A 21,573-nucleotide genomic window follows, 5' to 3' on the forward strand; every position below is an offset into this window, starting at 1 on the left:
GGGCGCCGGGCGGGGTAGGGCGGCACCATGACCGACCCCTCCCGCTCCCACGGGCGCCTGCGCGCGACCCCCTCGGCCCGGCCCCGCGACCTGATGGGCGGGGCGGAGCTGGCCTCGGCGTGGACGGCCCGCGTCGTCACCCTGTTCCCCGAGGCGTTCCCCGGCGTGCTGGGCCACTCCCTGACCGGCACCGCGCTGCGCAAGGGGGTGTGGCAGTTGCAGACCGTGGCCCTGCGCGACTTCGGCTTGGGCAAGCATCGCAAGGTCGACGACACCCCCGCCGGGGGCGGCGCGGGGCTGGTGCTGCGGCCCGACGTGGTCGGCCCCGCCTTGGAGGCGGCGGCGGGGCCGTGGCCCACGATCTACCTGTCCCCGCGCGGGCGGCCCTTCGACCAGGGCATGGCGCGGTGGCTGGCGGGGCAGGGGGGCGTGACGATGCTCTGCGGGCGGTTCGAGGGCGTGGACCAGCGCGCGCTGGACCGGCACCGGGTGCTGGAGGTCTCGCTCGGGGACTTCGTCCTGACCGGAGGCGAGATCGCGGCGCAGGCGGTGCTGGACGCGACCGTGCGCCTGCTGCCCGGCGTGGTGGGCAACGCCGAGAGCCTCGCGGAGGAGAGTTTCGCGCCGGAGACGGGCGGGCTGTTGGAGCATCCGCAGTTCACCAAGCCCGCCGAGTGGGAGGGCATGGCGGTCCCCGAGGTGCTGCTGTCGGGGGACCACGCCAAGGTGGCGGACTGGCGGCGGGCGCAGGCGGAGGCCCTGACGCGGGCGCGGCGTCCCGACCTGCTGGAGGGCTAGGACCGCGCCGCCACGTCCCGCGCCAGCACGTCCATCGCCAGCCAGCCGGCCCCGCGCATGATCGGCCCGAAGGCCCAGGCCGGGGCCAGCCGCCGCTCGTAGTCCAGCGCGACCGACAGCCGGGTGCCGCCCGCGACGGGCTCGACCGCGTAGGTGATCGCGCGCAGCCCGATCCACCCCGCCAGCGGCGAGCCGTCGCGCTCCACGGTCAGCACGGCGCGGGCGGCGTCCCGGCGGGTCACGCGCATCCGCAGGAGGCCCGTGCCCTCGCGCCCGGTGAACCGCACGTGGCGCCGGGATCCGAGGTCCACGCCCTCGTCCACGGGCACGGCGACGGGCTGCGGGAAGGGCGAGAGCACCGCCGGGCGCGGGACGGCCGGGGCGGTGGCGGTTCCCATCGCGGCCCACACGGCCTCGGGCGGCGCGGCCACGGTCCGGGCGGCGGCGGCGCGGCCCGCCCCGTCGAGGACGAAGCCGCCGAACCCCTCCAGCGAGGCGCCCGCGACCACGAGGAGGACGAGCGCGAAGGTCGCGCCGTCCCGGGCGTCGTCGCCCCCGCCGCGCGCGGCGCGGACCGCCGCCGCCGCGCCCTTGTAGAGCAGCCACAGGACCAGCGCGGCGAGGCCCACGACGACCGCGATCATCGTGCCGCAGACGATCACGAAGAACACGAGCGCGGCGGCCTCCTCGGCGGCGGTGCCCGCATGGGCGGGCATGGGCAGGACGGCATGCGCCCCGAGCAGGCCCGCCACCATGAGGGCGGAGGTGCCGACCGCGCGGCCCAGCACCCGGCCGGCCCAGCCCGGCGCGAGGTCGCGCCCGGCCCAGAGCGCCGCCGCGTGCACGAGGAGGAGGACGCCCAAGGGGGCCACGAACTGGAGCCCCGTGCGCAGGTGCGGCCCCCGCGAGACCATCCATGCGAAGGCCAGCGCGGCGGCGGCGGCGGCGAGGTGGGCGGCGAGGGCGCGGGTCATGCCCGGACGGTGCCCCGCCCGCCCGTCCGCGTCCATCCCCGCTTGCGCGGCGCCCGCCATGCGCGTATGCGGCGCCGTCCCCCTCGGGGGACCACAACCAACAGCCGCCGGACGTACCGGTGGACATCATCCGCGGGTTCAACCGCGTCGTATCGAAAGGAGGGTCCCATGGACCTCATCGCCCAGCTGGAGGCCGAGCAGGTCGCCCAGCTCGCCAAGGACATCCCCGACTTCAAGGCCGGCGACACCGTGCGCGTCGGCTTCAAGGTCACGGAAGGCACGCGCACCCGCGTGCAGAACTACGAGGGCGTCTGCATCAGCCGCAAGAACGGCGAGGGCATCGCCGGCTCGTTCACGGTCCGCAAGATCAGCTTCGGCGAGGGCGTCGAGCGGGTCTTCCCGCTGCACTCGACGAACATCGACTCGATCGAGGTCGTGCGCCGGGGCCGCGTGCGCCGCTCCAAGCTCTACTACCTCCGCGAGCGCCGCGGGAAGTCCGCGCGCATCAAGGAGATGACCAACTACAAGCCGCGCGCGGCGAAGACGGAGGCCTGAGCCGTGAAGAAGGACATCCATCCCGACTACCACACCGTCGACGTCAAGCTGGTCGACGGCACCGTGGTGCAGATGCGCTCGACCTACGGGTCGGAGGGCGCGTCGATCTCGCTCGACATCGACCCCTCGGTGCACCCCGCGTGGACCGGCGGCAACACCCGCCTGATGGACACCGGCGGGCGCGTGTCGAAGTTCAAGAACAAGTACGCGGGCCTCGGCTTCTGAGCCGTCCGCCTCCGGATCGAAGGGCCGCCCTCCGGGGCGGCCCTTCTTCGTTCGGGGGTCAGGCGCGGTCGGCGCGGGGCGGCGGCCCGGCCTCGCCCGCCGAGCGGCGGGTGCGCCAGTCGGGCAGACCGACGTCGCGCGCGGCCTCGCGCGAGAGGCCCGCGAGCAGGGCGGCGTCCCGGCGGCGGGCCCGCCACGCGGCGAGCCGGGCCAGCGGGCCGGGCGTCGCACGCGCGGCGGCGAGGTCGGCGAGCGCCCGCGGGCCGACGGGGTCGTGGAGGCGGGTCATGGACATGGGAAGGCTCCTCGGAAGGGGGTGGATCGCGGCCCCCAGCCTTCCCGACCCCCCGTCAGCGCCGCGTGCCTCCCCCGCCGCGCGCCCGTGCGGGACGCGTTAGAAATGCGTGAAAAGCGCCCGCCGCGATCGCCCGGACGCCGCCGATCGTCTATCGTCGCGCCATGACACGTCCCGCGCCCCCGCGTCCCCTGACGCTCCACCTGAGCGGCCCGCTGCGCGTCCTCGACGGGGACGGGGCGGCCATCGACGGGATCGGGCAGCGCGGGCGTGCCCTGCTGGCGTTCCTCGCCTGCCAAGAGGGTCAGCGCGCCGAGCGGTCGGCGGCGGCGGACCTGCTCTGGTCCGACCGGGCGGAGGCGCAGGCCCGCGCGTCGCTGCGCCAGGAACTGTCGGCCCTGCGCCGCGCCCTGCCGCCGGACGTGCTGGGCGCCGACCGCTACGCCGTCTGGCTGGAGCCCGGCGGGTCGGAGGTGCGCCGGACGCGGGGCGCGCCCTTCCTGCAGGGGTTCGACCTCGCCTCGGAGGGGTTCGAGGACTGGCTGCGCGCGGCGCGGCAGCGGGGCGACGCCGCGCCCGCCGCCCCGCGCGCGGTGCGCGAGCGCCCGGCGCTGGCGGTGATGCCCTTCGCGGAACTGGGCGTCCCGGCCGAGGACATGTTCGCGGACGGCGTCGTCGAGGAGATCACCGGCGCGCTGGGGCGGGTCCACGACTTCCACGTCGTCGCGCGGCAGTCGGCATGGGCGCTGCGGGGCGAGGCGATCGACGCGCCCGAGGCGGCGCGGCGCCTCGGCGTCGAGTACGTGGTCGAGGGGTCGGTGCGCCGGGCGGGCGACCGGGTCCGGATCGAGGTCCGGCTCGTGCGGGGCGGCGACGGGCGGACCGTCTGGTCCGAGCGGTTCGACGACCGGCTGGACGATCTGCTGGACCTGCAGGACCGGATCGCCGCGCGCGTGGCGGGGCACCTGTCGCCCGGCCTGCGGGCCGCCGAGATCCGGCGCGCGGGCCGCTGCACCGGCGACCCGAGCGCCTACGAGCGGATGCTGACGGGGCTGCCGCATTTCTGGATCCACGACCCGGAGGAGAACCGCCGCGCGCTGGCGGCCTTCGACGCGGCGCTGGCGGTCGATCCGGCCTATGCGCCCGCGCTGGCGATGAAGGCGTGGGCGCATGCGCAGGCCTGCTGCTACGTCTGGACGGACGACGTCGAGGGCGCGCGCGCCGCGTCGACCCGCGCGGCGGCGGCCGCCTTCGCGGGCGCGCAGGACCGGCCGCAGGCGCTGACCGCGCTGTCGGCGGCGGCGGCGATGGCGCGCAGCGACTTCGCCGCGTCGGAGGCGCTGGCGCAGCGCGCGCTGGAGATCGACCCCAACACTGCGTGGGGCTGGCTGCGCCTCGGCTGGGCCGGCGTCTATCTCGGGCGCCCCGAGGAGGCGCTGGCGCAGTTCGACCGCGCCGAGGCGCTCAGCCCGCTGGACCCGTTCCGCTTCAACATGGAGTTCGGGCGCGGCTGCGCGCTGCGCGCGATGCGGCGCTTGGACGAGGCCGTCGACGCCATCGAGCGCGGGCTGCGGGCGGCGCCCGCCGCGCGGTGGGCCAACCGGATGCTGTTCGGCGCCCTCTGGCTGGCCGGGCGCGAGGAGGAGGCGATCGCGGCGGGGCGGCGCTGGCTGGCGGCGCATCCCGGCCTCTCGCGCGAGACGCTGCGGAACGGCATGGTCCAGTGGAGCCACGACCCCGCCTATGCCGACCTGCTCCATCGGTTCGACGAGCTGATCCCGCCCGGCTGAGGTTCGGGGCGCCGGGGCGGTGCGCGCGCACCACGGTGCGCGGCCAATCGCGCGCGCGCCCCGTGCCGGGCGGCGGTCCGCCGCCTATAACCCGCGGCGACGCGCCGGCCCGGCGCGGCGAGGGGAACGGCGGGCAGGTCATGGCGCACATCATCGTGTTCGGCAACGAGAAGGGCGGCTCGGGCAAGTCGACCACCTGCATGCACGTGGCCACCGCCCTCGTGCGGTCGGGGGCGCGCGTCGGCGTGCTGGACCTCGACCTGCGCCAACGCAGCCTCGGGCGCTACGTCGAGAACCGCCGCGCCTTCGCGCAGGCGCAGGGCGTGCCCCTGCCCACGCCCGTCCTCGCCGACCTGCCCAAGATCGACCGCGCCGCGCTGCCGCCCGGCGACAACCCGTTCGACGTGGCCCTGACCCGCGCGGTGGCCGAACTGGAGACGCGGGCCGACTTCGTGGTGATCGACTGCCCCGGCTCGCACACGCGCCTGTCGCAGGTGGCGCACAGCCTCGCCGACACGCTGGTGACGCCGCTCAACGACAGCTTCGTGGACTTCGACCTGCTGGCGCGCATCGACCCGGCCTCGGGCAGGATCACGGGGCCGTCCGTCTACTCCGAGATGGTGTGGCACGCGCGGCAGCTGCGGGCGAAGGCGGGGCTGCGGGCGATGGACTGGATCGTGCTGCGCAACCGCCTCGGGGCGCAGGAGATGCACAACAAGCGCAAGATGGGCGCCGCGCTGGAGAAGCTGTCCAAGCGGATCGGCTTCCGCGTGGCGCCGGGCTTCTCGGAGCGGGTGATCTTCCGCGAGCTCTTCCCGCGGGGCATGACCCTGTTGGACCTACGCGACATCGGGATCGAGAACCTCAACATCTCGAACGTCGCCGCCCGCGCCGAGGTGCGCGAGCTGGTCCGGTCGTTGAACCTCCCGTCGGTGGAGATCGCGTTCTGACCGCCCCCGCCGGGGGCGGCCCCGGTCAGTGGTAGCGCAGTTCCTTGGTCTTCCCACGGAACACCCAGTAGGCGAGGATCGTGTAGCCGATGATCGACGGGATTACGAAGCACGCGCCCACGAGGATGATCATCAGGCTCTCGGGCGCCGACGCCGCCTCGTAGATCGTCAGCTGCTCGGGCACGACGTAGGGGTAGAAGCTGTAGGCCAGCCCGAGGAACGCCAGCAGGAACAGGCCGAGGGCGGCGGTGAACGGCGCCCACGCCCAGCGGTCCCCCTCGGCGGGCAGGTGGGCGAAGGCGCGCCACAGCAGCACGAGCAGGCCCAGCGACAGCAGCGGGAGCGGCGCGAGCCACAGCGCCTCGGGGAAGGAGAACCACTTCTCCCAGATGCGGGGGCTCACGAGCGGCGAGGCGAGCGACACGGCGGCGATGCCGCCCGCCAGCCCGAAGATGCAGGACTTGGCCCAGCGCACCGCCTCGGCCTGCAGGTTGCCCTCGGCCTTGAGGATCAGCCAGCAGGCCCCGATGAAGGCGTAGCCCAGCGTCAGGCAGACGGCGCAGAGCGCGGCGAAGGCCCACGTGGCCCACGTCTCCTCCAAGCCCATGACGTAGATGCCGAGCATCCACCCTTGGGCCAGCGTCGCCATCAGGGAGCCAGCGAAGAACGCCTTGTTCCACGCCTCCCGGTGCTGGACGCGGGCCTTGACCCGGAACTCGAAGGACACGCCGCGCAGGATCAAGCCCACCAGCAGCACGAAGACCGGCAGGTAGAGCGACGACAGGATCAGCCCGTGCGCCGCCGGGAAGGCCACGAGCAGCAGGCCCACGGCCAGCACCAGCCACGTCTCGTTGGCGTCCCAGAACGGGCCGATGGAGGCGACCATCATGTCCCGCTCCTCGCCGTCGTCGGCGAAGGGCGTGAGGATGCCCACGCCGAGGTCGTAGCCGTCGAGGATGACGTAGAGCAGGATCGAGACGCCCATCAGCCCCGCGAAGACCAGCGGCAGCCATGTGTCGGGGGTGGTGCCGAAGAGTTCCATGTCCGTGTGTCCCGTCCGAGTGGGGCGCCGCGCCCCGGCGGGGCGCGGCGCGCGTTGGTCATTCCGCCGGCTGCAGCCCGCCGCCGCGCCCGCCCGACCCGTCGGAGCCGGGCCGCTGGCCGCGGTCCTCGCGGGAGATGACGTCGACCACCGCCTCGCCCGAGGAGGGCGTCAGGCTGTCGAGCGGCTCGTCGTGGCGCGCCTTGGCGGCGAGGTAGGCGATCACCGAGACGTAGGCCACGAGCAGGATCGCGTAGATCGCGAGGTAGCCCAGCAGCGTCGACAGGACCATCGGCGCGGGCACGTCGGCCACGGCGGCCTCGGTCGAGAGCACGCCCTGCACCAGCCACGGCTGGCGCCCGATCTCGGTCGTGTACCAGCCCGCCAGCGTGGCGACCCAGCCCGCGAAGGTCATCGGCACGAGCGCCCACAGGATCGGCTTGGGCAGGTGGCGGATCATGAACCGCCGCTCGGTGCCGGTCTCGGGGCAGGGCTTCTTGCGCCACAGGAAGAAGAGCGCGCCCCACGACATCAGCAGCATCGCCATGCCGGTGCCGACCATGATGCGGAAGGACCAGAACACCTTGTCCACCGGCGGGTGCAGCACGGTCCCGTCCTCGGCCACGAACTCGTCCAGCGCGGGGATGGCCCCGTCGGCCGAGTGGGTGAGGATGATCGACGCGAGGTTCGGCACCTCGATGGCGAAATCGTTGGTCCGCGTCTCCTCGTTCGGCAGGCCGAACAGCACGAGGGGCGTGTTGCCGTCCGTGTCCGACCAGTTGCCCTCCATCGCGGCGACCTTGGCGGGCTGGTACTCCATGGTGTTCAGCCCGTGCAGGTCGCCCATGAAGATCTGGACGGGGATCAGCAGCGCCGCGAAGGTCAGGCCCACGCGGATCTGGGTGCGCACCGTCTCCTTGCGGTCGCCGCGGATGTAGCGGAAGGCCGCCACGCCCGCGATCACGAAGGCCACCGTCAGGCCGGAGGCCAGCAGCATGTGGGCCAGCCGGTAGGGCATCGACGGGTTGAAGATGATCGCCCACCAGTCGGTGGCGAAGGCCACGCCGTCCACCATCTCGAAGCCCTGGGGCGTATGCATCCACGAGTTCAGTACGATGATCCAGAACGTCGACAGCGTCGTGCCGAACGCCACGAGGAAGGTCGCCAGCGTGTGCAGCCACGAGGGCACGCGGGAGAAGCCGAAGAGCATGATCCCGATGAACACCGCCTCGAGGAAGAAGGCGGTCATCACCTCGTAGGCCAGGAGCGGGCCGGCGATGTTGCCCACGCTCTCCATGAAGCCAGGCCAGTTGGTGCCGAACTGGAACGACATGGTGATGCCCGACACGACGCCCATGGCGAAGGAGAGCGCGAAGACCTTCACCCAGAAGCGGTAGGCCTCCATCCACTTGAGGTCGCCCACGCCCTCGCCGCCCGCGCGGCGGTCGGCGCGCGCGGTCCACTCGTAGCGGAGCTTGAAGAACAGCAGGAACCACCCCAGCGCGATGGTGATCGTGGGGAACAGGATATGGAAGCTGATGTTGGCCGCGAACTGGATGCGGCTCAGCAGCAGGGTGTCCATGATGCCGGCGTCGGGCATGTCAGGCGTCCTTCTCCGTCGTCTTGCGGCGCATTCCCGGAACCTTGTCCAGAAGCGCGCCCAGCTTGCGTCCCATGGTGAGCAGCTGCACCAGCCGCTCGGTCTCCAGACGCTCCATCTCGTCGTGGAACGTCGTCATCATCTCGATCAGCTCGCGCAGCTCGCCGATCCGGGCGTCGGCGTAGTCGTCGCCGGACGGCCCCTGCATCTCCAACTCGCGAAGCACCGTCAGGGTCGGGTCGATCTCGCGCTTGCGACGTTCCGCCACGAGCGTGCGGACTATCTCCCAGAGGTCGTCCGGCGTGGTGAAGTGGTCGCGGCGGTCGCCCGGCAGGTGCCGGAGACGAACGAGGTTCCACGCCTGCAGTTCCTTGAGCGCCATCGACGTGTTCGACCGGCTGATGCCCAGCGCGGTGGTGATGCCTTCCGCGTTGAGCGGCGCGGAGGACAGGAACAGCAGGGCATAGACCTGCCCCACCGTCCGGTTGATCCCCCAGCGCGATCCCATCTCGCCGAAATGGAGCACGAAGGCCTGCTGCGTCGGCGTCATCCGCATGTCTGCATCCGTTTCAGAAATTTCTGAAATGCAAATATGGGGCATGTCCCGGCGCGGGAAGGGGGGCCGCCGCGGCGGGGCGTCGCAGGCGCGGACGAAAGGGGCCCCGGCCGCGGCCGGGGCCCGAGGGCGCCGAGACGGGGACGGCGGCGCCCCGCGCGGGGGTCAGGTGGCGATCTTGCCCCCGCCCTCCCGCGTCACGACGACCACCGCGGGGCGCGGCGGCATCGCGGGGTCGAAGTCGGGCCAGCGCGTCGCCGGATCCTCGAAGGTCGAGTCGCGCCCGAACCCCACGAGGTCCGTGGTCCCGTCCGTGCCGGGGTGCTGGACGGCGAGAAACAGGTCGTGCCCGTCGTTGGCGAAGTAGGGGCCGCAGAGTTCGCCGCCGACGGGGCAGCGGAAGAAGAGCTTGGACGTGCCGCGCGCCGCGCCCTCGGTCTCCAGCCCGTAGAGGCCGTCGGACTTGCCCGTCCTGCCCCAGTTGCCGCCTTGGTCCGTGCTGATCCACAGCCGCCCGTCCGCGTCGAAGGCGCAGTTGTCCGGTGACGCGAACCACCCCGAGGCCGAGGTCTCGGGGTTCCACTGCGCCCCCACCTCGGTCACGGCGGGGTCGCCGCAGCGCACGAGGATCGACCACGTTCCCGTCTCCGACGCGTGGTCGCCGTCCGCCTCCTTGATCTCGATGATGTGGCCGAAGGCGTTCTCGGCGCGCGGGTTGGCGGCGTTCACCTCGTCGGCGGTGCGGCGGGTGTTGTTGGTCAGCATGATGTAGGCCGTCCCGTCGCCGCGCGGCTGCGCGTCCTCGGGGCGGTCCATCGGCGTGGCGCCCAGGAGGTCGCCCGCGCGGCGCGCGTCGATCACCACGTCGCCTTGGTCGGCGAACCCGTTCTCCGCCGTGAGCGGCCCCTCCCCGTGGACGAGCGGCAGCCATGCCACCGTGCCGTCCTCGTCGAAGCGCGCGACGTAGAGCGTCCCCTCGGACAGCAGCTGCATGTCCTGCGCCTTGTCGCCCGTGACCGGGTTCGCGGAGACGAACTTGTACTGGTAGTCGAAGCGGTTGTCGTCGCCCGAGTAGACCACCACGCGCCCGTCGGCCGCCAGCGTCGTCTCGGCCCCCTCGTGGCGGAAGCGGCCCAGCGCGGTGTGCTTCACCGGCACGGAGGTCGGGTCCATCGGATCGACCTCGACCACCCAGCCGAACTTGTTGGGCATCCGCGGCTCGGCGTCGACGTTCCAGCGGTCGTATTCGCGGCCCCACGCGTACCAGCGGCCCGGCACGCCGTAGCGCCCGTAGGAGGTGGTCTCGGGATTGCCGCTGTCGGGGACGGCCTTGCCCTCGGCGTCGACGGCGTCCGTCCAGAAGTAGCCGTGGAAGTTCTCCTCGGCCATCAGCCACGTGCCCCACGGCGTCATGCCGCCCGCGCAGTTGTTGACCGTGCCGATGACGGACATCCCCTCGGGGTCGTCGTTGGTCCGCAGGCGCTCGTGCCCGGCGGCGGGACCGGAGAAGGTCATCTCCGTGTCCAAGGGCGTGATCCGGCGGTTCATCGCGCCGTCGCGCACCACCGACCACGTGCCGTCGGCGGCCTTGGCGATCTCGACCACCGTGCCGCCGTGCGCGGCCATCTCGATGTCGACGATCTCCTTCGTCATGCCCGCGAAGTCGGCGCGGTCCTGCCGCCCGAGGCCGGGGAACATGACCTCCTCGTTGGTGTACTCGTGGTTGACGCAGAGCAGCCCGCGCGAGCCGTCCTCGTTCAGCGGCACGAAGCCCACGTAGTCGTTGTTGTAGCCGAACTGGCCCAGTTGGGCCGCCGCCGTCTGGTTCGCGACGTCGAACGCGGGCGCGTCGGCCAGAACCGGGTCGCCCCAGCGCAGGAGCACCTGCGCCACGTGGCCCGGCGCGACGTGGTGCTGGGTGTCGTTGCCCCAGCCCAGCTCGTCGAACGCGTAGCGCGAGACCTCCGCCGCGGCGGCCGGGCGCGGCGCGACCATCGCCGAGGTGCCGAACAGCGCGGTCGTCGCGCCCACGCCCAGCATGCCGCGCAGGACGTCGCGGCGCCCGTAGCGCGCGTTGATGACGTCGCCGATGGTGCGGCCCAGGTTCGGGTTGGTCGGGATGTCGTCGAAGGCCTCGAAAGCCTCCGCGCGGTTGCCCGTCGTCTCGATGCAGTCCCTGCGGTCCATGTGTCGGTCCCCCGTTGCTGGCGGCATCTCCCGGCGAGCCGCCCGGAGGCGGTCTCGCGGATGCCCGCGACGAGGGGATGAAGGGAAGGTAAACGAACCATGAAGGCCACGCCGCGCCCCTAGCGGCGGGCGGCCATCCGCCGCTCCAGCCGCCGCAGCCCCAGCGACAGCAGGATCGTCATCGTCAGGTAGAGCAGCGCCACGACGTTGTAGGTCTCGAAGTAGCGGAAGTTCCCCGCCGCCGTGACCTTGCCCAGCTGCGCGATGTCGAGGACGCCGACGACCGAGACGAGGCTGGAGTCCTTCACCATCGCCACGAAGTCGTTGCCCAAGGGCGGCAGGATCGTGCGGATCGCCTGCGGGAAGACCACGTGGCGGAAGCGGTGCCACGGGCGCAGGCCCAGCGCCTTGGCCGCCTCGATCTGGCCCGCGTCGACCGATTGCAGGCCCGCGCGGAACACCTCGGCGATGAAGGCGGAGTAGGCGATCACCAGCGCCATCACCGCGCGCCAGAGCAGCGGGAAGTCCCGCGTCCGCGCCTCCGGCAGGCCGAGCCAGTTCCAGAACGCCACGAGCATCGGGCCGAGCACGAAGGCCACGTAGAGGAGCAGCACGAGGATCGGGATGCCGCGCACGATCTCGGTGTAGAAGCGTGCGGCCTGGCGCAGGACGAGCGATCCCGAGAGGGACATGACTGCGATCCCGAGGCCCAGCAGGCAGGCCCCGGCGAAGGACACGACCGTGACGAGGACCGTGATCCACACGCCCCGCCGCAGCGTCGAGAGCACCTGCCGCGCCCCGTCGTCGAGGGCCACCACGACGTAGGCGCCCCCGAGCAGGAGCGCCACGGCGACGAGCCACCACGGGAAGTCGCGGTCTGGCGGCGCGGTCACCGGACCCTTCGCCGAAGGGTCCGGCCGAAGGCTTCGGTCATTCGCCGAACGAATACTCGAGGAACCACTTGGTGTTGAGCGCCTCCAGCGTCCCGTCCGCCTCCATGTCCGCGATCACCGCGTCCATCGCCGCGACCAGCTCCGCGTCGCCGTCCTTGGGGAAGATGAAGCCGAACTGCTCGGTGCCCAGCGGCTCGCCCACGATCTTCAGCCCGCCGTCCGAGGCCGCGACGTAGCCGTTGGCCGCCGTCGAGTCCGACAGCGCGAGGTCCACGTCGCCCGCGCGCAGCGCCTGCAGCCCGGCGCCGAAGGTCTCGAAGAGCGAGATGCGGGGGTTCGCCTCGTCGCCGTCGAGGATCTCGTAGACGGTGACGTAGAAGGGCGTCGTGCCGGGCTGGGCGGCGGCCAGCAGGTCGGGGTCGGCGGCGAAGGAGGCCGCGTCGTCGAAGCGCTCCTCGTCGCCGCGCACGATCATCATCATCTGGCTGGTCATGTAGGGCGCGGAGAAGTCCACCGCCTCGCGCCGGTCGTCGCGGATGGTGATGCCGGTCATGCCCATGTCGTACTCGCCCTGCCCGACGGCGGCGATCATCCCGTCCCATGAGGTCTTGGCGTAGTCCGGCTCGAAGTTCAGGCGCTGGGCGGCCTCGGCCATGAAATCGTACTCCCAGCCGATCGCCTCGCCGGTGGCGGGGTCCTTGAACTGGATCGGCGGGTAGGCGTCCTCGGTGGCGATGACGACGGTGCGGCCCCCGAGGTCGGGCAGGTGGCCGTCGGCGAGGGCGGGCGTGGCGAGGAGCGCGGCGGCGAACAGGGTGCGGAGCATGGCGGACGTCCCGTTGAGGTCAGGTGCGGCGACGGTGCCCCGCGCGGCGCGCCGGTTCAAGCGCGGGGAGCCGCTCACGCAGGCGTGGCCGCGCGGGGCTGGCCAAGCGCCCGGTTTCGCGGCGATGCAGGAGCATGGCCGCCCGCCTCCTCCTCTGGCTCGCGATGCTCGCCCCCGGCTGGGCGGTGATCGACGGCTTGGTGCGGGGCGGGCGCTACCTGCCGGAGATGCTGCACCTGTCCGGCATGTGGTCGGTCTATCTGCTGACCGCGTCGCTGGCCGTGACCCCGGCGACGATCCTGCTGGCCCGCCGCGGCGCGGGCCACCCCGCCGCGCGGGGGGCGGGCCGCGCGCTGCTCGCCGCGCGCCGCCAACTGGGCCTCGGGGCCGCCGCCTACGCCGCGCTGCACGTGGCCTACTACGCCCTCGACGCGGGATCCCTCGCCGTGGTGCTCGCCGAGGCTACGCGGACCGCGTTCTGGCCCGGCTGGGTGGCGGTGGGGGTCATGGCCGCCCTCGCCGCGACCTCGACCGACGCGGCGGCGCGCGCCCTCGGCCGGTGGTGGAAGCGGCTGCACCGCCTGACCTACGCGGGGGCGGCCGGCGCCCTCGCCCACTGGTGGGTGCTCGACTGGCCGCGCAGCCCGCTGGCCGAGGTCGCCACTTGGACCGCCCTGATCCTCGCCGCGCTCGCGGTCAGGCCGCTGCTCCGCCGCCTCCCGCGACGGCGCCGCAGACCGGGCAATCCGCCCGCCGCGCGACCCCGACCGTCCGCACCTCCGCATCGAGCCCGTCCCAGAGCATGAGCCGACCCCGCAGGCCGCGCCCCGCGCCCGCGACCTCCTTGATCGCCTCCAAGGCCATCACCGACCCGATCACGCCCGGCAGCGCGCCGACCACCCCCGCCTCGGCGCAGGTCGGCGCCATGCCCGGCGCGGGCGCCTTGGGGAACAGGCAGGTCAGGCAGGGCGCGCCCCGCGCGGGGTCGTAGAGCGTGACCTGCCCCTCCCACTGCGTGATCGCGCCCGAGACGAGCGGCACGCCGGTCGCCACGCAGGCCCGGTTCACCGCCTCGCGCGTCGCCCAGTCGTCGCAGCCGTCGAGCACGAGGTCGTAGTCCTCGACCAGCGCCGCCGCCATGTCCGGCTCCAGCCGGCGGTTGTAGGTCCGCACCTCGACATGGGGGTTCAGCGCGCCCAGCGTCTCGGCCGCCGAGTGGACCTTGGGCTCGCCCTTTCGGTCGGTCGGATGGATCACCTGCCGCTGGAGATTGGAGGCCGACACCACGTCGTCGTCGATCACCCCGATCGTGCCGACGCCCGCCGCCCCGAGATAGAGCAGCGCGGGCGAGCCGAGCCCCCCGGCGCCCACAACCAGCACCTTCGCCTCCTTCAGCCGCCGCTGCCCCGGCCCGCCGATCTCGCGCAGGGCGATGTGGCGGGCATAGCGGTTCAGCTCCCCTTCGGAGAACGGCCCCTCCTGCGGGCTCTCGACCTGTGCGCGCTCGGCCTCCACGGCCCGCGCGCGGTCGCGGACGCGGGACCAGACGCGGCGATAGGCGACCACGAGCGCCACGCCGACCCCGAGGATGATCCACTGCCCCGGACCGCCGAGCCCCTCGCGGATCGGGTTGCCCTCGGGCAGGGCGACCGTGACGAAGAGGACCGCCACGTAGAGCAGCGCCAGCATCAGGAACCGCGCCTGCGGCGGCGTGCCCATGCGCTTGCCGAGGAACCACAGCCCGGCGGCCATCGCGAAGACGAGGACGCTCATCCGGTCGACCCGAACCCGCCCGCGCCCCGCGCGGTCGCGTCCAGCGCGCCCTCGGCCCACGCGGCCCGCACCACGGGGGCGAGCACGCCCTGCGCGATGCGGTCCCCGCTCTCCACGGTGAAGGGCGCGTCGCCCGCGTTCATCAGGATCACCCCCAGCTCGCCCCGGTAGTCGGCATCTATCGTGCCGGGCGCGTTCGCCACCGTGACGCCGTGGCGCAGGGCGAGGCCGGAGCGCGGGCGCACCTGCAGCTCCGTGTCCGGCGGCAGCATGATGCGCAGGCCGGTGGGGATCAGCGCCCGTGCGCCGGGCGCCAGCGTCACCGGCCCGTCCGGCAGCCACGCGCGCAGGTCGGCGCCCGCCGCGCCCTCCGTCGCGTAGGACGGCAGCGGCAGGTCGCAGCCGTCCACGCGCTCGACGACGACCCTCACAGCGCGTCCGCGATGCGCCGCGCCAGCCGCCGCGCGGTCTCGTCCTTGGACAGGCGCGGCCACGCCTCCGCCCCCTCCGCGTCGATCACCGTCACCGCGTTCTCGGTCCCGCCCATGATGCCCGTCGCGGGCGACACGTCGTTCGCCACGATCCAGTCGCAGCCCTTGCGCGCCCGCTTGGCCGTCGCATGGGCCACCACGTCGCCATTCTCGTCGCCGGTCTCGGCCGCGAAGCCCACGACGAGCGCCGGGCGCCGGTCCCCCTTCGCCACGGTGGCGAGGATGTCCGGGTTCTCCGCGAAGGCCAGCGCGGGCGCTCCGCCCCCGTCCTTCTTCATCTTCGACGCGGAGGCGTTCTCCACCCGCCAGTCCGCCACGGCGGCGGCCATCACGGCCACGTCGGCGGGCAGCGCGGCCTCCACCGCCGCCAGCATCTCGCGCGCCGTCTCGACGCGGACCACATCCACCCCCTCGGGCGGGGCAACCCGCGCGGGGCCGGTCACGAAGGTCACCCGCGCGCCGAGGTCGCGCAGCGCGGCGGCGATGGCCGTCCCCTGCGCCCCCGAGGAGCGGTTGGCGATGTAGCGCACGGGGTCGATCGGCTCGTGCGTCGGCCCGGAGGTCACCAGCACGTGGCGCCCCTTCAGCGGCCCATCCGCCAGCATCCCCGCCAGCGCGTCCACGATCTCCGGCACCTCGGCCATCCGCCCCGGCCCGTACTCGCCACAGGCCATCGACCCCTCGACGGGGCCGATCACGCGGATGCCGTCGGCCCGCAGGGTGGCGAGGTTCCGCCGCATGGCGGCGTGCTCCCACATCCGGACGTTCATCGCGGGCACGATCACCACGGGCTTGTCCGTCGCCATCAGCAGCGTCGAGGCGAGGTCGTCCGCATGCCCGCCCGCCATCTTGGCCATCGTATTCGCCGTCGCCGGGCAGACCACCAGCAGGTCCGCCGCGCGGGACAGCTCGATATGACCCATCTCCGCCTCGTCGGTCAGGTCGAACAGGTCGCGGTAGACCTTGGAGGCGGCCAGAGCCGACACCGAGAGGGGCGTGACGAACTCCTCCGCCGCGCGGGTCAGCACGGGGGTCACCGTCGCGCCGCGGTCGCGCAGCCGCCTGATCAGGTCGAGCGCCTTGAAGGCCGCGATGCCGCCGCCGACGATCAGGAGGATGCGCTTGCCGTGCATGGGGGAGGGCTAGCGCGCCCGTAGGGTGGGCGAAAGCCCACGCGGATCTTGGTCCATCACCCCGCCGCGGGGGCCTTCGCCCACCCTACGACGTCACCGGAACGCCGCGCAGGGATCGCCCCGCTCCGGCGCGTCGGCCACCGCCACCGCATCGAACGGCCCGTCCAACTCGCCCTCGCCCTGCCCGAGCGTCCACTGCGCCACCTCCGGCGCCGCCAGCGCCACCATCGACGGCGCGCCCCAGTCGGCCCGCACGTGCCCCGTCCCCGCGATCACCGCGACCGGCCCGCCCGTCTCCGCCAGCGCGCGCAGCGCCGCGTCCGCGAGCGCCGCGTCGCGCAGCCGCTGCGCCTCGACGAAGCCCGGCAGCATCTCCTCGGGCAGCGCTTCGCAATGGGCGGCGGCCTGTCCCGCCTCGCGCTCGGCCTGCTGTTCCGGGGGCAACGGGCGGTCCAGCCCGAACCGCGCGCCGCCTGTCCCGAACACCGCGAGCGCCCCGTCCGAGACGGCGCGCCGCACCTCGTCCGGCGGCAGCGCGGCCCCGTAGAGCGGCGCCCCCTGCGCGAGGATCGGGGCGTACATCGCCAAGTCAGGCCAGCCCCGCGCCGACCATTCGAACGCCGCGTCCATCGCGGCGACGTCGCCCCGGTCGACGGGGGCGGCGGCGTGGCGCGGCTCCAGCATCTCCAGCACGAGGGCCGACGGGTCGAGCGCGGCCACGATCCCGGCCTGCACGCGGTGATGGTCGGGGTTGTCGTGGACCTCGCCCAGCCAGACGACCTGCGCCCCCGCCGGGGGCAGGGGCGCGGTATCGGCGGTGGCGGGGCCTGCGGCGACGAGCGCCGCGGCGATCAGCCGTCTCACACGAGGAAGTGCCGCACCTCGCGCGACTGCCCCTCCAGCGACTTGCGCATCTTGGCGAAGGCGGCAGCCTCCAGTTGGCGCACGCGCTCCTTCGAGAGGTTCAGTTCGTTGCCGAGCGACTCCAGCGTCCGCGGCTCCTCGCGCAGCTTGCGCTCGCGCACGATGAACTGCTCGCGGTCGTTCAGGCCCGCCAGCGCGACCACCAGCCACTGCCGCAACTGGTCGGTATCGTGGGACGCCTCGACCAAGGTGTCGGCCTGCTCCGCGTCGTCCTCCAGCGTGTCGATCCACTCGCGCCCGTCCTCGTCCGAGGATTGCGTGGCGTTGAGCGAGAAGTCCGAGCCGGACAGGCGGCCCTCCATCATCTCCACGTCGTGCAGCGGCACGCCGACCTCGGTGGCGATCATCTCGCGCATGGTCTGGCGGTCGAGGATCGTGCCCTCCTTCAGAGCCTCGCGCTCCAGCCGCGCCTGCACCCGGCGCAGGTTGAAGAAGAGCGACTTCTGGCTGGAGGTCGATCCGGTCCGCACCATCGACCAGTTCCGCATCACGTAGTCCTGGATCGACGCCTTGATCCACCACACCGCGTAGGTCGAGAAGCGCACGCCTCGGTCGGGGTCGAACTTGTCGGCGGCCTTCATCAGGCCCAGCCCCGCCTCCTGGATCAGGTCGTTCATCGGCGCGCCGTAGCGCTTGAACTTCGCCGCCATGCTGATGGCGAGGCGCATGTAGGCGGTGATCAGGCGGTGCAGGCTCTGCTCGCAGCGCTCGTCGCGCCACGCGTAGGCCAGCCGCAGCTCCGTCTCCGCGTCCAAGAGCTCCGCCTTCATGGCGCGCCTTGACAGGGACGTGTCCGAGTTGAAATCGAAAGCCATGGGCCAACCTCCCGGGTGCATGTCGTAGGCCCGCCTCTTCTCGGGTGGGTCCTGACTTGCGTTACGGGCGGGGGGCGGCGATGGATCACAAAAAAGATCGGCTAAGTGTCTCGGAACATTGGCGTCACTTTGGTGTTGGGGCATTCCGCTTCGGGCAAGTCGGCCTATGCCGAGGCGTTGGTCGAGGCGTCATCCGACACACGGACCTACCTCGCCACCGCACGGGCTTGGGACGACGAGATGCGGGCCAAGATCGCGCGCCACGCGGCCCGGCGCGGTCCCGACTGGCGCACCGTCGAGGTGCCCGAGGCGCTGGCCGATGCGTTGGATGACATAGGCCCCGGGGGCGCCGTCCTCCTCGATTGCGCGACGATGTGGCTGCTCAACGTGACCGGCGACGCGGGCGGGGCGTGGCAGGATGCCGCGGACGCTTGGATCGCCGCCGCGACCGCCTGTCGCAGCCCGGTGACGATCGTCTCGAACGACGTCGGCGGCGGGGTCGTCCCCGCCAACGCGATGGCCCGCCGCTTCCAGCGCGACCAAGGCCTGCTGAACCAGCGCCTCGCCGCGCGCGCCGACCGCGTGGCGCTCGTGACCGCGGGCCTGCCGCAATGGCTCAAGGGCGGGCCGTGACCCGGCTCTGGCTCGTCCGCCACGGCCCGACCCATGCCCGGACGCTGATCGGCCACACCGACCGGCCCGCCGACCTGTCCGACGCCGCGCGCCTGCGCCGCCTCTCCGCCGCGCTGCCCCATGCGCCGGTCGTCTCCTCGGATCTGTCGCGCACCCGCGCCACCGCCGCCGCCATCGCCGGGGACCGCCCCCGCCGCCCCGACGAGCCCGCCCTGCGCGAGTTCCATTACGGCGACTGGGAGGACCGCGCCTTCGACACGTTCGACGGCCCCCTTTCCCGCGCCTTCTTCGAGACGCCGGGCGACGTCCGTCCGCCTAACGGCGAGTCGTGGAACGACGTGGCCGCGCGGGCGGGCGCGGCGGTGGCGCGCCTGTCGAGGGGGGGCGACCTGATCCTCGTCGTGCATTTCGGCGTGATCCTGACCCAGTGGGCCCGCGCCACCGGCCACGCGCCCGCCGAGGTGCTCGCTCAGCCCGTCGCCCCGCTCTCGCTGACCCGGATCGACGTGGAGGACGGCGTGCTGCACCCGGTCGCGGTGGATCGCCACCCCTGATCGCGCCCATCACCTATCGGCGTTGGACCCCGGCGCGCGGCCCCGCTAGCCGGGCGGCATGACCTACGACCTCCTGATCGGCGACCGCTCCTACTCCTCGTGGTCCCTGCGCGGCTGGCTGATGTTCGCCGCCTTCGACATCCCCGTCCGCGTCACCTTGGCCGAGATGTACGACCCCGGCTTCCACCCGACGGTGGAGCGCTGGTCCCCCGGCTTCCGCACCGTGCCGCTCGCCCGCACGGAGGAGGGCGCCGTCTGGTCCGACACGCTCGCCATCGCCGAGGGGCTGGCCGAGGCGCACCCGGAGGCGGGCCACTGGCCCGCGGACCCGGCCGCGCGCGGCCTCGCCCGGTCGATGGCGGCGCTGATGCATTCCGGCTTCGGGGCGCTCCGCTCCGCCTGCCCGATGAACCTGCGCGTCGCGTGGCGCGGCTTCGCGCCCGACGACGCCGTGCGCGCCGACCTCGCCACGCTGGAGGCCCTCTGGGCCCGCGCCCGCGCGATGGCCGGGGACGGCCCGTGGCTCTTCGGCCCCTACGGCGCGGTGGACGCGATGTTCGCCCCGGTGGCGATGCGGATCGCGGGCTACGGCCTGCCCGTCGGCCCCGAGGCACGCGCCTATGTCGACGCCCACCTCGCCCACGCGCCGCTGCGCGCATGGCGCGCCGAGGGCGAGGCGGCGGACCGGACGCTCGACGTCTACGACATGGGGCTCGAGACGGCGCCCTTCCCGATCCAGCCCTGACACCCTCGCCTTGCCCGACATACCTCGGGGGAGCCGACCGCAGGGCGGCGGGGGCGGAGCCCCCGTGGCGCCGTTAACCACTCCTTCACCCCGATCGGCCAAGCGTCGCCCATGCTCGCGCGCCACACCACCGTCGCCTTCGAGGGGACCGAGGCCACGCCGGTCGAGGTGCAGTGCGCCGTCGCCGCCGGGATGCCCGCCCTCACCCTCGTGGGCCTGCCCGACAAGGCCGTGTCCGAGGCCAAGGAACGGGTGAAGGCCGCGCTGTCGGAACTGTCCATCGCGCTGCCCTCCAAGCGCATCACCATCAACCTCTCCCCCGCCGACCTCCCCAAGGAGGGCGCGCATTTCGACCTGCCGATCGCGCTCGCGCTGCTCGCCGCGCTGGAGATCGTCCCCGCCGAGGCCGTCGCCAAGGCGGTCTCGCTGGGCGAGATGTCCCTCGACGGCTCCCTCGTCCCCGTCACCGGCGCGCTCCCGGCGGCCGTCACGGCGGGCGCCCACGACGCCACCCTCTTCTGCCCCGCCGCCTGCGGCCCCGAGGCCGCGTGGGTCGACGCCGCCACCGTGCACGCCGCGCCCTCGCTTGCCGCGATCATCGACCACCTCACCGGCGCCCGCCCGCTCGAGCCCGCGAAGGCCGGCCGCCTCCCCGCCCCCGACGCCACCAAGTGCCTGTCCGAGGTGCGCGGCCAAGCCCGCGCCAAGCGCGCGCTGGAGATCGCCGCCGCCGGGCGCCACCACCTGTTCCTCATGGGCCCGCCCGGCGCGGGCAAGTCGATGCTCGCCGAGCGCCTGCCCGGCCTCCTGCCGCCGCTCTCGGCGGCCGAATCGCTCGACACCTCGATGATCCACTCCCTCGCCGGCACGCTCGAGGCGGGCGGCATCCTCCAGCGGCGGCCCTTCATGGACCCGCACCACACCGCCTCGCAGGCGGCCCTCGTGGGCGGCGGCAAGGGCGCCAAGCCCGGCCAGATCAGCCTCGCGCACAACGGCGTGCTGTTCCTCGACGAACTGCCCGAGTTCCCCCGCCAAGTGCTGGAGGTGCTGCGCCAGCCCATCGAGACCGGCGAGGTGCACGTCGCCCGCGCCAACGCCCACGTGCGCTACCCCTGCCGGTTCCTCCTGCTCGCCGCCGCCAACCCCTGCCGCTGCGGCCACCTCAACGACGCCGACCGCGCCTGCGGGCAGGCCCCGCTCTGCGGCGCGAAGTATCTCGACCGCCTGTCCGGGCCGCTGCTCGACCGCTTCGACCTGCGCCTCGAGGTGCCCGCCGTCCCCGTCGCCGACCTCGCCGACCGCCCGGCGGGCGAGACCTCCGAGGTGGTCGCCGCCCGCATCGCCGCCGCCCGCGCGGTCCAGTCCGAGCGCTACGCGGGCGAGGACGCCCTCGTGACCAACGCCGACCTCTCCGGCGCGGCCCTCGACGCCCATGCGATGCCCGATGCCGAGGGCCGGAAGATGCTGGAGGCCGCCGCCGACCGCCTGCGCCTCTCGGCCCGCGCCTACCACCGCACCCGCAAGGTCGCCCGCACCATCGCCGACCTCGCCGGCGTCGACGGCATCGGGGCGCCGCACGTCGCCGAGGCCCTCGGCTACCGGCTGGTGGACCCCTAGTAGTGGGGCGGCCGCTCGTCGCCCAGGACGACCGAGCCGCCCGCCTCGTCGCCCTCGGCGACCCGCTCCATCAGCATCCGCACCCGCCGCTCCAGCACGGCGATCTCGCCCGCCTGCCGGTGCACGACCGCGCTCAGGTCGTCGACCGTGCGCTCCAAGTGCGCGATCCGCTCCTCGTGCTCCACGGGAACCCTCCG

The 21,573-nt window shown here is 73.6% G+C and carries 24 protein-coding genes; 10 read left to right on the plus strand and 14 right to left on the minus strand.

Annotation, left to right across the window (positions count from 1 at the left end; all coding sequences use genetic code 11):
- Positions 1–27 precede the first annotated feature (27 nt).
- Positions 28–798, plus strand: coding sequence for a tRNA (guanosine(37)-N1)-methyltransferase TrmD (trmD, locus tag JQC91_RS05395; protein ID WP_203285793.1), 771 nt, complete (start codon positions 28–30; stop codon positions 796–798).
- On the opposite strand, the gene JQC91_RS05400 is transcribed toward trmD, so the two are convergent.
- Positions 795–1,772 (minus strand): SRPBCC family protein, encoded by a 978-nt coding sequence (locus JQC91_RS05400; RefSeq protein ID WP_203285794.1) that lies wholly within the window; start codon positions 1,770–1,772, stop codon positions 795–797. The genes trmD and JQC91_RS05400 overlap by 4 nt on opposite strands.
- Positions 1,773–1,940: 168 nt before the next feature.
- Between JQC91_RS05400 and rplS the strand changes: the two genes are divergently transcribed.
- Both rplS and rpmE read left to right on the plus strand, forming a co-directional pair.
- The gene (gene rplS / locus JQC91_RS05405; RefSeq protein WP_203285795.1) at positions 1,941–2,327 is read left to right on the plus strand and encodes a 50S ribosomal protein L19; all 387 of its coding nucleotides are present in this window, start codon (positions 1,941–1,943) and stop codon (positions 2,325–2,327) included.
- Positions 2,328–2,330: 3 nt separating this feature from the next.
- Positions 2,331–2,552, plus strand: a complete 222-nt coding sequence (rpmE, locus tag JQC91_RS05410) for a 50S ribosomal protein L31 (protein WP_203285796.1) — start codon at positions 2,331–2,333, stop codon at positions 2,550–2,552.
- Between the two features lie 58 nt (positions 2,553–2,610).
- On the opposite strand, the gene JQC91_RS05415 is transcribed toward rpmE, so the two are convergent.
- The gene (locus JQC91_RS05415) at positions 2,611–2,847 is read right to left on the minus strand and encodes a hypothetical protein (protein ID WP_203285797.1); all 237 of its coding nucleotides are present in this window, start codon (positions 2,845–2,847) and stop codon (positions 2,611–2,613) included.
- Between the two features lie 164 nt (positions 2,848–3,011).
- Here JQC91_RS05415 and JQC91_RS05420 point away from each other — a divergent pair, with 164 nt between their 5' ends.
- Positions 3,012–4,637, plus strand: a complete 1,626-nt coding sequence (locus JQC91_RS05420) for a hypothetical protein (RefSeq protein WP_203285798.1) — start codon at positions 3,012–3,014, stop codon at positions 4,635–4,637.
- Positions 4,638–4,777: 140 nt separating this feature from the next.
- A complete protein-coding gene (locus tag JQC91_RS05425) occupies positions 4,778–5,587 on the plus strand; it encodes a division plane positioning ATPase MipZ (RefSeq protein WP_203285799.1) in 810 nt (269 codons plus the stop codon).
- Positions 5,588–5,612: 25 nt separating this feature from the next.
- Here JQC91_RS05425 and JQC91_RS05430 read toward each other — a convergent pair whose 3' ends face one another.
- The 6 genes from JQC91_RS05430 to JQC91_RS05455 all read right to left on the minus strand — a co-directional run bounded on the left by JQC91_RS05430 (position 5,613) and on the right by JQC91_RS05455 (position 12,691).
- On the minus strand, positions 5,613–6,629 hold the full coding sequence (locus tag JQC91_RS05430; protein WP_203285800.1) for a cytochrome d ubiquinol oxidase subunit II: 1,017 nt from the start codon (positions 6,627–6,629) through the stop codon (positions 5,613–5,615).
- Between the two features lie 58 nt (positions 6,630–6,687).
- The gene (locus tag JQC91_RS05435; protein WP_238941347.1) at positions 6,688–8,229 is read right to left on the minus strand and encodes a cytochrome ubiquinol oxidase subunit I; all 1,542 of its coding nucleotides are present in this window, start codon (positions 8,227–8,229) and stop codon (positions 6,688–6,690) included.
- 1 nt (position 8,230) lies between these two features.
- Positions 8,231–8,779, minus strand: coding sequence for a GbsR/MarR family transcriptional regulator (locus JQC91_RS05440; RefSeq protein ID WP_238941348.1), 549 nt, complete (start codon positions 8,777–8,779; stop codon positions 8,231–8,233).
- A 171-nt stretch (positions 8,780–8,950) separates the two neighbouring features.
- The gene (locus JQC91_RS05445) at positions 8,951–10,972 is read right to left on the minus strand and encodes a PhoX family phosphatase (protein WP_203285802.1); all 2,022 of its coding nucleotides are present in this window, start codon (positions 10,970–10,972) and stop codon (positions 8,951–8,953) included.
- A gap of 119 nt (positions 10,973–11,091) precedes the next feature.
- Positions 11,092–11,865 carry an amino acid ABC transporter permease gene (locus JQC91_RS05450; protein WP_203285803.1) on the minus strand — a complete coding sequence of 258 codons (774 nt, stop codon included), beginning with the start codon at positions 11,863–11,865 and terminating at the stop codon, positions 11,092–11,094.
- Positions 11,866–11,902: 37 nt separating this feature from the next.
- Positions 11,903–12,691, minus strand: a complete 789-nt coding sequence (locus tag JQC91_RS05455) for a transporter substrate-binding domain-containing protein (protein ID WP_203285804.1) — start codon at positions 12,689–12,691, stop codon at positions 11,903–11,905.
- A 134-nt stretch (positions 12,692–12,825) separates the two neighbouring features.
- Here JQC91_RS05455 and JQC91_RS05460 point away from each other — a divergent pair, with 134 nt between their 5' ends.
- Positions 12,826–13,497: a ferric reductase-like transmembrane domain-containing protein gene (locus JQC91_RS05460; protein WP_203285805.1), complete on the plus strand. Its 672-nt coding sequence runs from the start codon at positions 12,826–12,828 to the stop codon at positions 13,495–13,497.
- Here the strand turns inward: JQC91_RS05460 and moeB are convergent.
- The 5 genes from moeB to JQC91_RS05485 form a co-directional block, all read right to left on the minus strand.
- The gene (gene moeB / locus JQC91_RS05465; protein ID WP_203285806.1) at positions 13,388–14,464 is read right to left on the minus strand and encodes a molybdopterin-synthase adenylyltransferase MoeB; all 1,077 of its coding nucleotides are present in this window, start codon (positions 14,462–14,464) and stop codon (positions 13,388–13,390) included. The genes JQC91_RS05460 and moeB overlap by 110 nt on opposite strands.
- The gene (gene dut / locus JQC91_RS05470) at positions 14,461–14,895 is read right to left on the minus strand and encodes a dUTP diphosphatase (protein WP_203285807.1); all 435 of its coding nucleotides are present in this window, start codon (positions 14,893–14,895) and stop codon (positions 14,461–14,463) included. The genes moeB and dut overlap by 4 nt, the downstream gene beginning before the upstream one ends.
- Positions 14,892–16,088 carry a bifunctional phosphopantothenoylcysteine decarboxylase/phosphopantothenate--cysteine ligase CoaBC gene (gene coaBC, locus JQC91_RS05475; protein ID WP_203285808.1) on the minus strand — a complete coding sequence of 399 codons (1,197 nt, stop codon included), beginning with the start codon at positions 16,086–16,088 and terminating at the stop codon, positions 14,892–14,894. Before coaBC ends, dut begins: the two co-directional genes overlap by 4 nt.
- A 93-nt stretch (positions 16,089–16,181) precedes the next feature.
- Positions 16,182–16,952, minus strand: coding sequence for a ChaN family lipoprotein (locus tag JQC91_RS05480; protein WP_203285809.1), 771 nt, complete (start codon positions 16,950–16,952; stop codon positions 16,182–16,184).
- Positions 16,949–17,827, minus strand: a complete 879-nt coding sequence (locus JQC91_RS05485) for an RNA polymerase factor sigma-32 (protein WP_203285810.1) — start codon at positions 17,825–17,827, stop codon at positions 16,949–16,951. Before JQC91_RS05485 ends, JQC91_RS05480 begins: the two co-directional genes overlap by 4 nt.
- Positions 17,828–17,959: 132 nt before the next feature.
- Here JQC91_RS05485 and cobU point away from each other — a divergent pair, with 132 nt between their 5' ends.
- From cobU to JQC91_RS05505, 4 genes are all read left to right on the plus strand, one after another.
- Positions 17,960–18,460, plus strand: coding sequence for a bifunctional adenosylcobinamide kinase/adenosylcobinamide-phosphate guanylyltransferase (gene cobU, locus JQC91_RS05490; RefSeq protein WP_343069909.1), 501 nt, complete (start codon positions 17,960–17,962; stop codon positions 18,458–18,460).
- On the plus strand, positions 18,457–19,014 hold the full coding sequence (locus JQC91_RS05495; RefSeq protein ID WP_203285812.1) for a histidine phosphatase family protein: 558 nt from the start codon (positions 18,457–18,459) through the stop codon (positions 19,012–19,014). The genes cobU and JQC91_RS05495 overlap by 4 nt, the downstream gene beginning before the upstream one ends.
- A gap of 58 nt (positions 19,015–19,072) precedes the next feature.
- On the plus strand, positions 19,073–19,759 hold the full coding sequence (locus JQC91_RS05500; RefSeq protein ID WP_203285813.1) for a glutathione S-transferase: 687 nt from the start codon (positions 19,073–19,075) through the stop codon (positions 19,757–19,759).
- Between the two features lie 111 nt (positions 19,760–19,870).
- Positions 19,871–21,376, plus strand: a complete 1,506-nt coding sequence (locus JQC91_RS05505; RefSeq protein ID WP_203285814.1) for a YifB family Mg chelatase-like AAA ATPase — start codon at positions 19,871–19,873, stop codon at positions 21,374–21,376.
- Here the strand turns inward: JQC91_RS05505 and JQC91_RS05510 are convergent.
- The gene (locus JQC91_RS05510; protein WP_203285815.1) at positions 21,373–21,561 is read right to left on the minus strand and encodes a SlyX family protein; all 189 of its coding nucleotides are present in this window, start codon (positions 21,559–21,561) and stop codon (positions 21,373–21,375) included. The genes JQC91_RS05505 and JQC91_RS05510 overlap by 4 nt on opposite strands.
- Positions 21,562–21,573: the final 12 nt, after the last annotated feature.

This window comes from Jannaschia sp. Os4 (genome assembly GCF_016820245.1).
Taxonomy (GTDB): domain Bacteria; phylum Pseudomonadota; class Alphaproteobacteria; order Rhodobacterales; family Rhodobacteraceae; genus Jannaschia.

Excerpts from the sequence above, each read along its gene's own strand:
- JQC91_RS05430 (WP_203285800.1), bottom strand. The coding sequence starts at position 6,629 with ATGGAACTCTTCGGCACCACCCCCGACACATGGCTGCCGCTGGTCTTC.
- JQC91_RS05435 (WP_238941347.1), bottom strand. The coding sequence starts at position 8,229 with ATGCCCGACGCCGGCATCATGGACACCCTGCTGCTGAGCCGCATCCAG.
- rplS (WP_203285795.1), top strand. The coding sequence starts at position 1,941 with ATGGACCTCATCGCCCAGCTGGAGGCCGAGCAGGTCGCCCAGCTCGCC.
- JQC91_RS05455 (WP_203285804.1), bottom strand. The coding sequence starts at position 12,691 with ATGCTCCGCACCCTGTTCGCCGCCGCGCTCCTCGCCACGCCCGCCCTC.
- JQC91_RS05425 (WP_203285799.1), top strand. The coding sequence starts at position 4,778 with ATGGCGCACATCATCGTGTTCGGCAACGAGAAGGGCGGCTCGGGCAAG.
- JQC91_RS05445 (WP_203285802.1), bottom strand. The coding sequence starts at position 10,972 with ATGGACCGCAGGGACTGCATCGAGACGACGGGCAACCGCGCGGAGGCT.
- JQC91_RS05400 (WP_203285794.1), bottom strand. The coding sequence starts at position 1,772 with ATGACCCGCGCCCTCGCCGCCCACCTCGCCGCCGCCGCCGCCGCGCTG.
- JQC91_RS05420 (WP_203285798.1), top strand. The coding sequence starts at position 3,012 with ATGACACGTCCCGCGCCCCCGCGTCCCCTGACGCTCCACCTGAGCGGC.
- JQC91_RS05485 (WP_203285810.1), bottom strand. The coding sequence starts at position 17,827 with ATGGCTTTCGATTTCAACTCGGACACGTCCCTGTCAAGGCGCGCCATG.
- coaBC (WP_203285808.1), bottom strand. The coding sequence starts at position 16,088 with ATGCACGGCAAGCGCATCCTCCTGATCGTCGGCGGCGGCATCGCGGCC.
- JQC91_RS05505 (WP_203285814.1), top strand. The coding sequence starts at position 19,871 with ATGCTCGCGCGCCACACCACCGTCGCCTTCGAGGGGACCGAGGCCACG.
- moeB (WP_203285806.1), bottom strand. The coding sequence starts at position 14,464 with ATGAGCGTCCTCGTCTTCGCGATGGCCGCCGGGCTGTGGTTCCTCGGC.
- JQC91_RS05440 (WP_238941348.1), bottom strand. The coding sequence starts at position 8,779 with ATGACGCCGACGCAGCAGGCCTTCGTGCTCCATTTCGGCGAGATGGGA.
- JQC91_RS05460 (WP_203285805.1), top strand. The coding sequence starts at position 12,826 with ATGGCCGCCCGCCTCCTCCTCTGGCTCGCGATGCTCGCCCCCGGCTGG.
- JQC91_RS05415 (WP_203285797.1), bottom strand. The coding sequence starts at position 2,847 with ATGTCCATGACCCGCCTCCACGACCCCGTCGGCCCGCGGGCGCTCGCC.
- trmD (WP_203285793.1), top strand. The coding sequence starts at position 28 with ATGACCGACCCCTCCCGCTCCCACGGGCGCCTGCGCGCGACCCCCTCG.
- JQC91_RS05500 (WP_203285813.1), top strand. The coding sequence starts at position 19,073 with ATGACCTACGACCTCCTGATCGGCGACCGCTCCTACTCCTCGTGGTCC.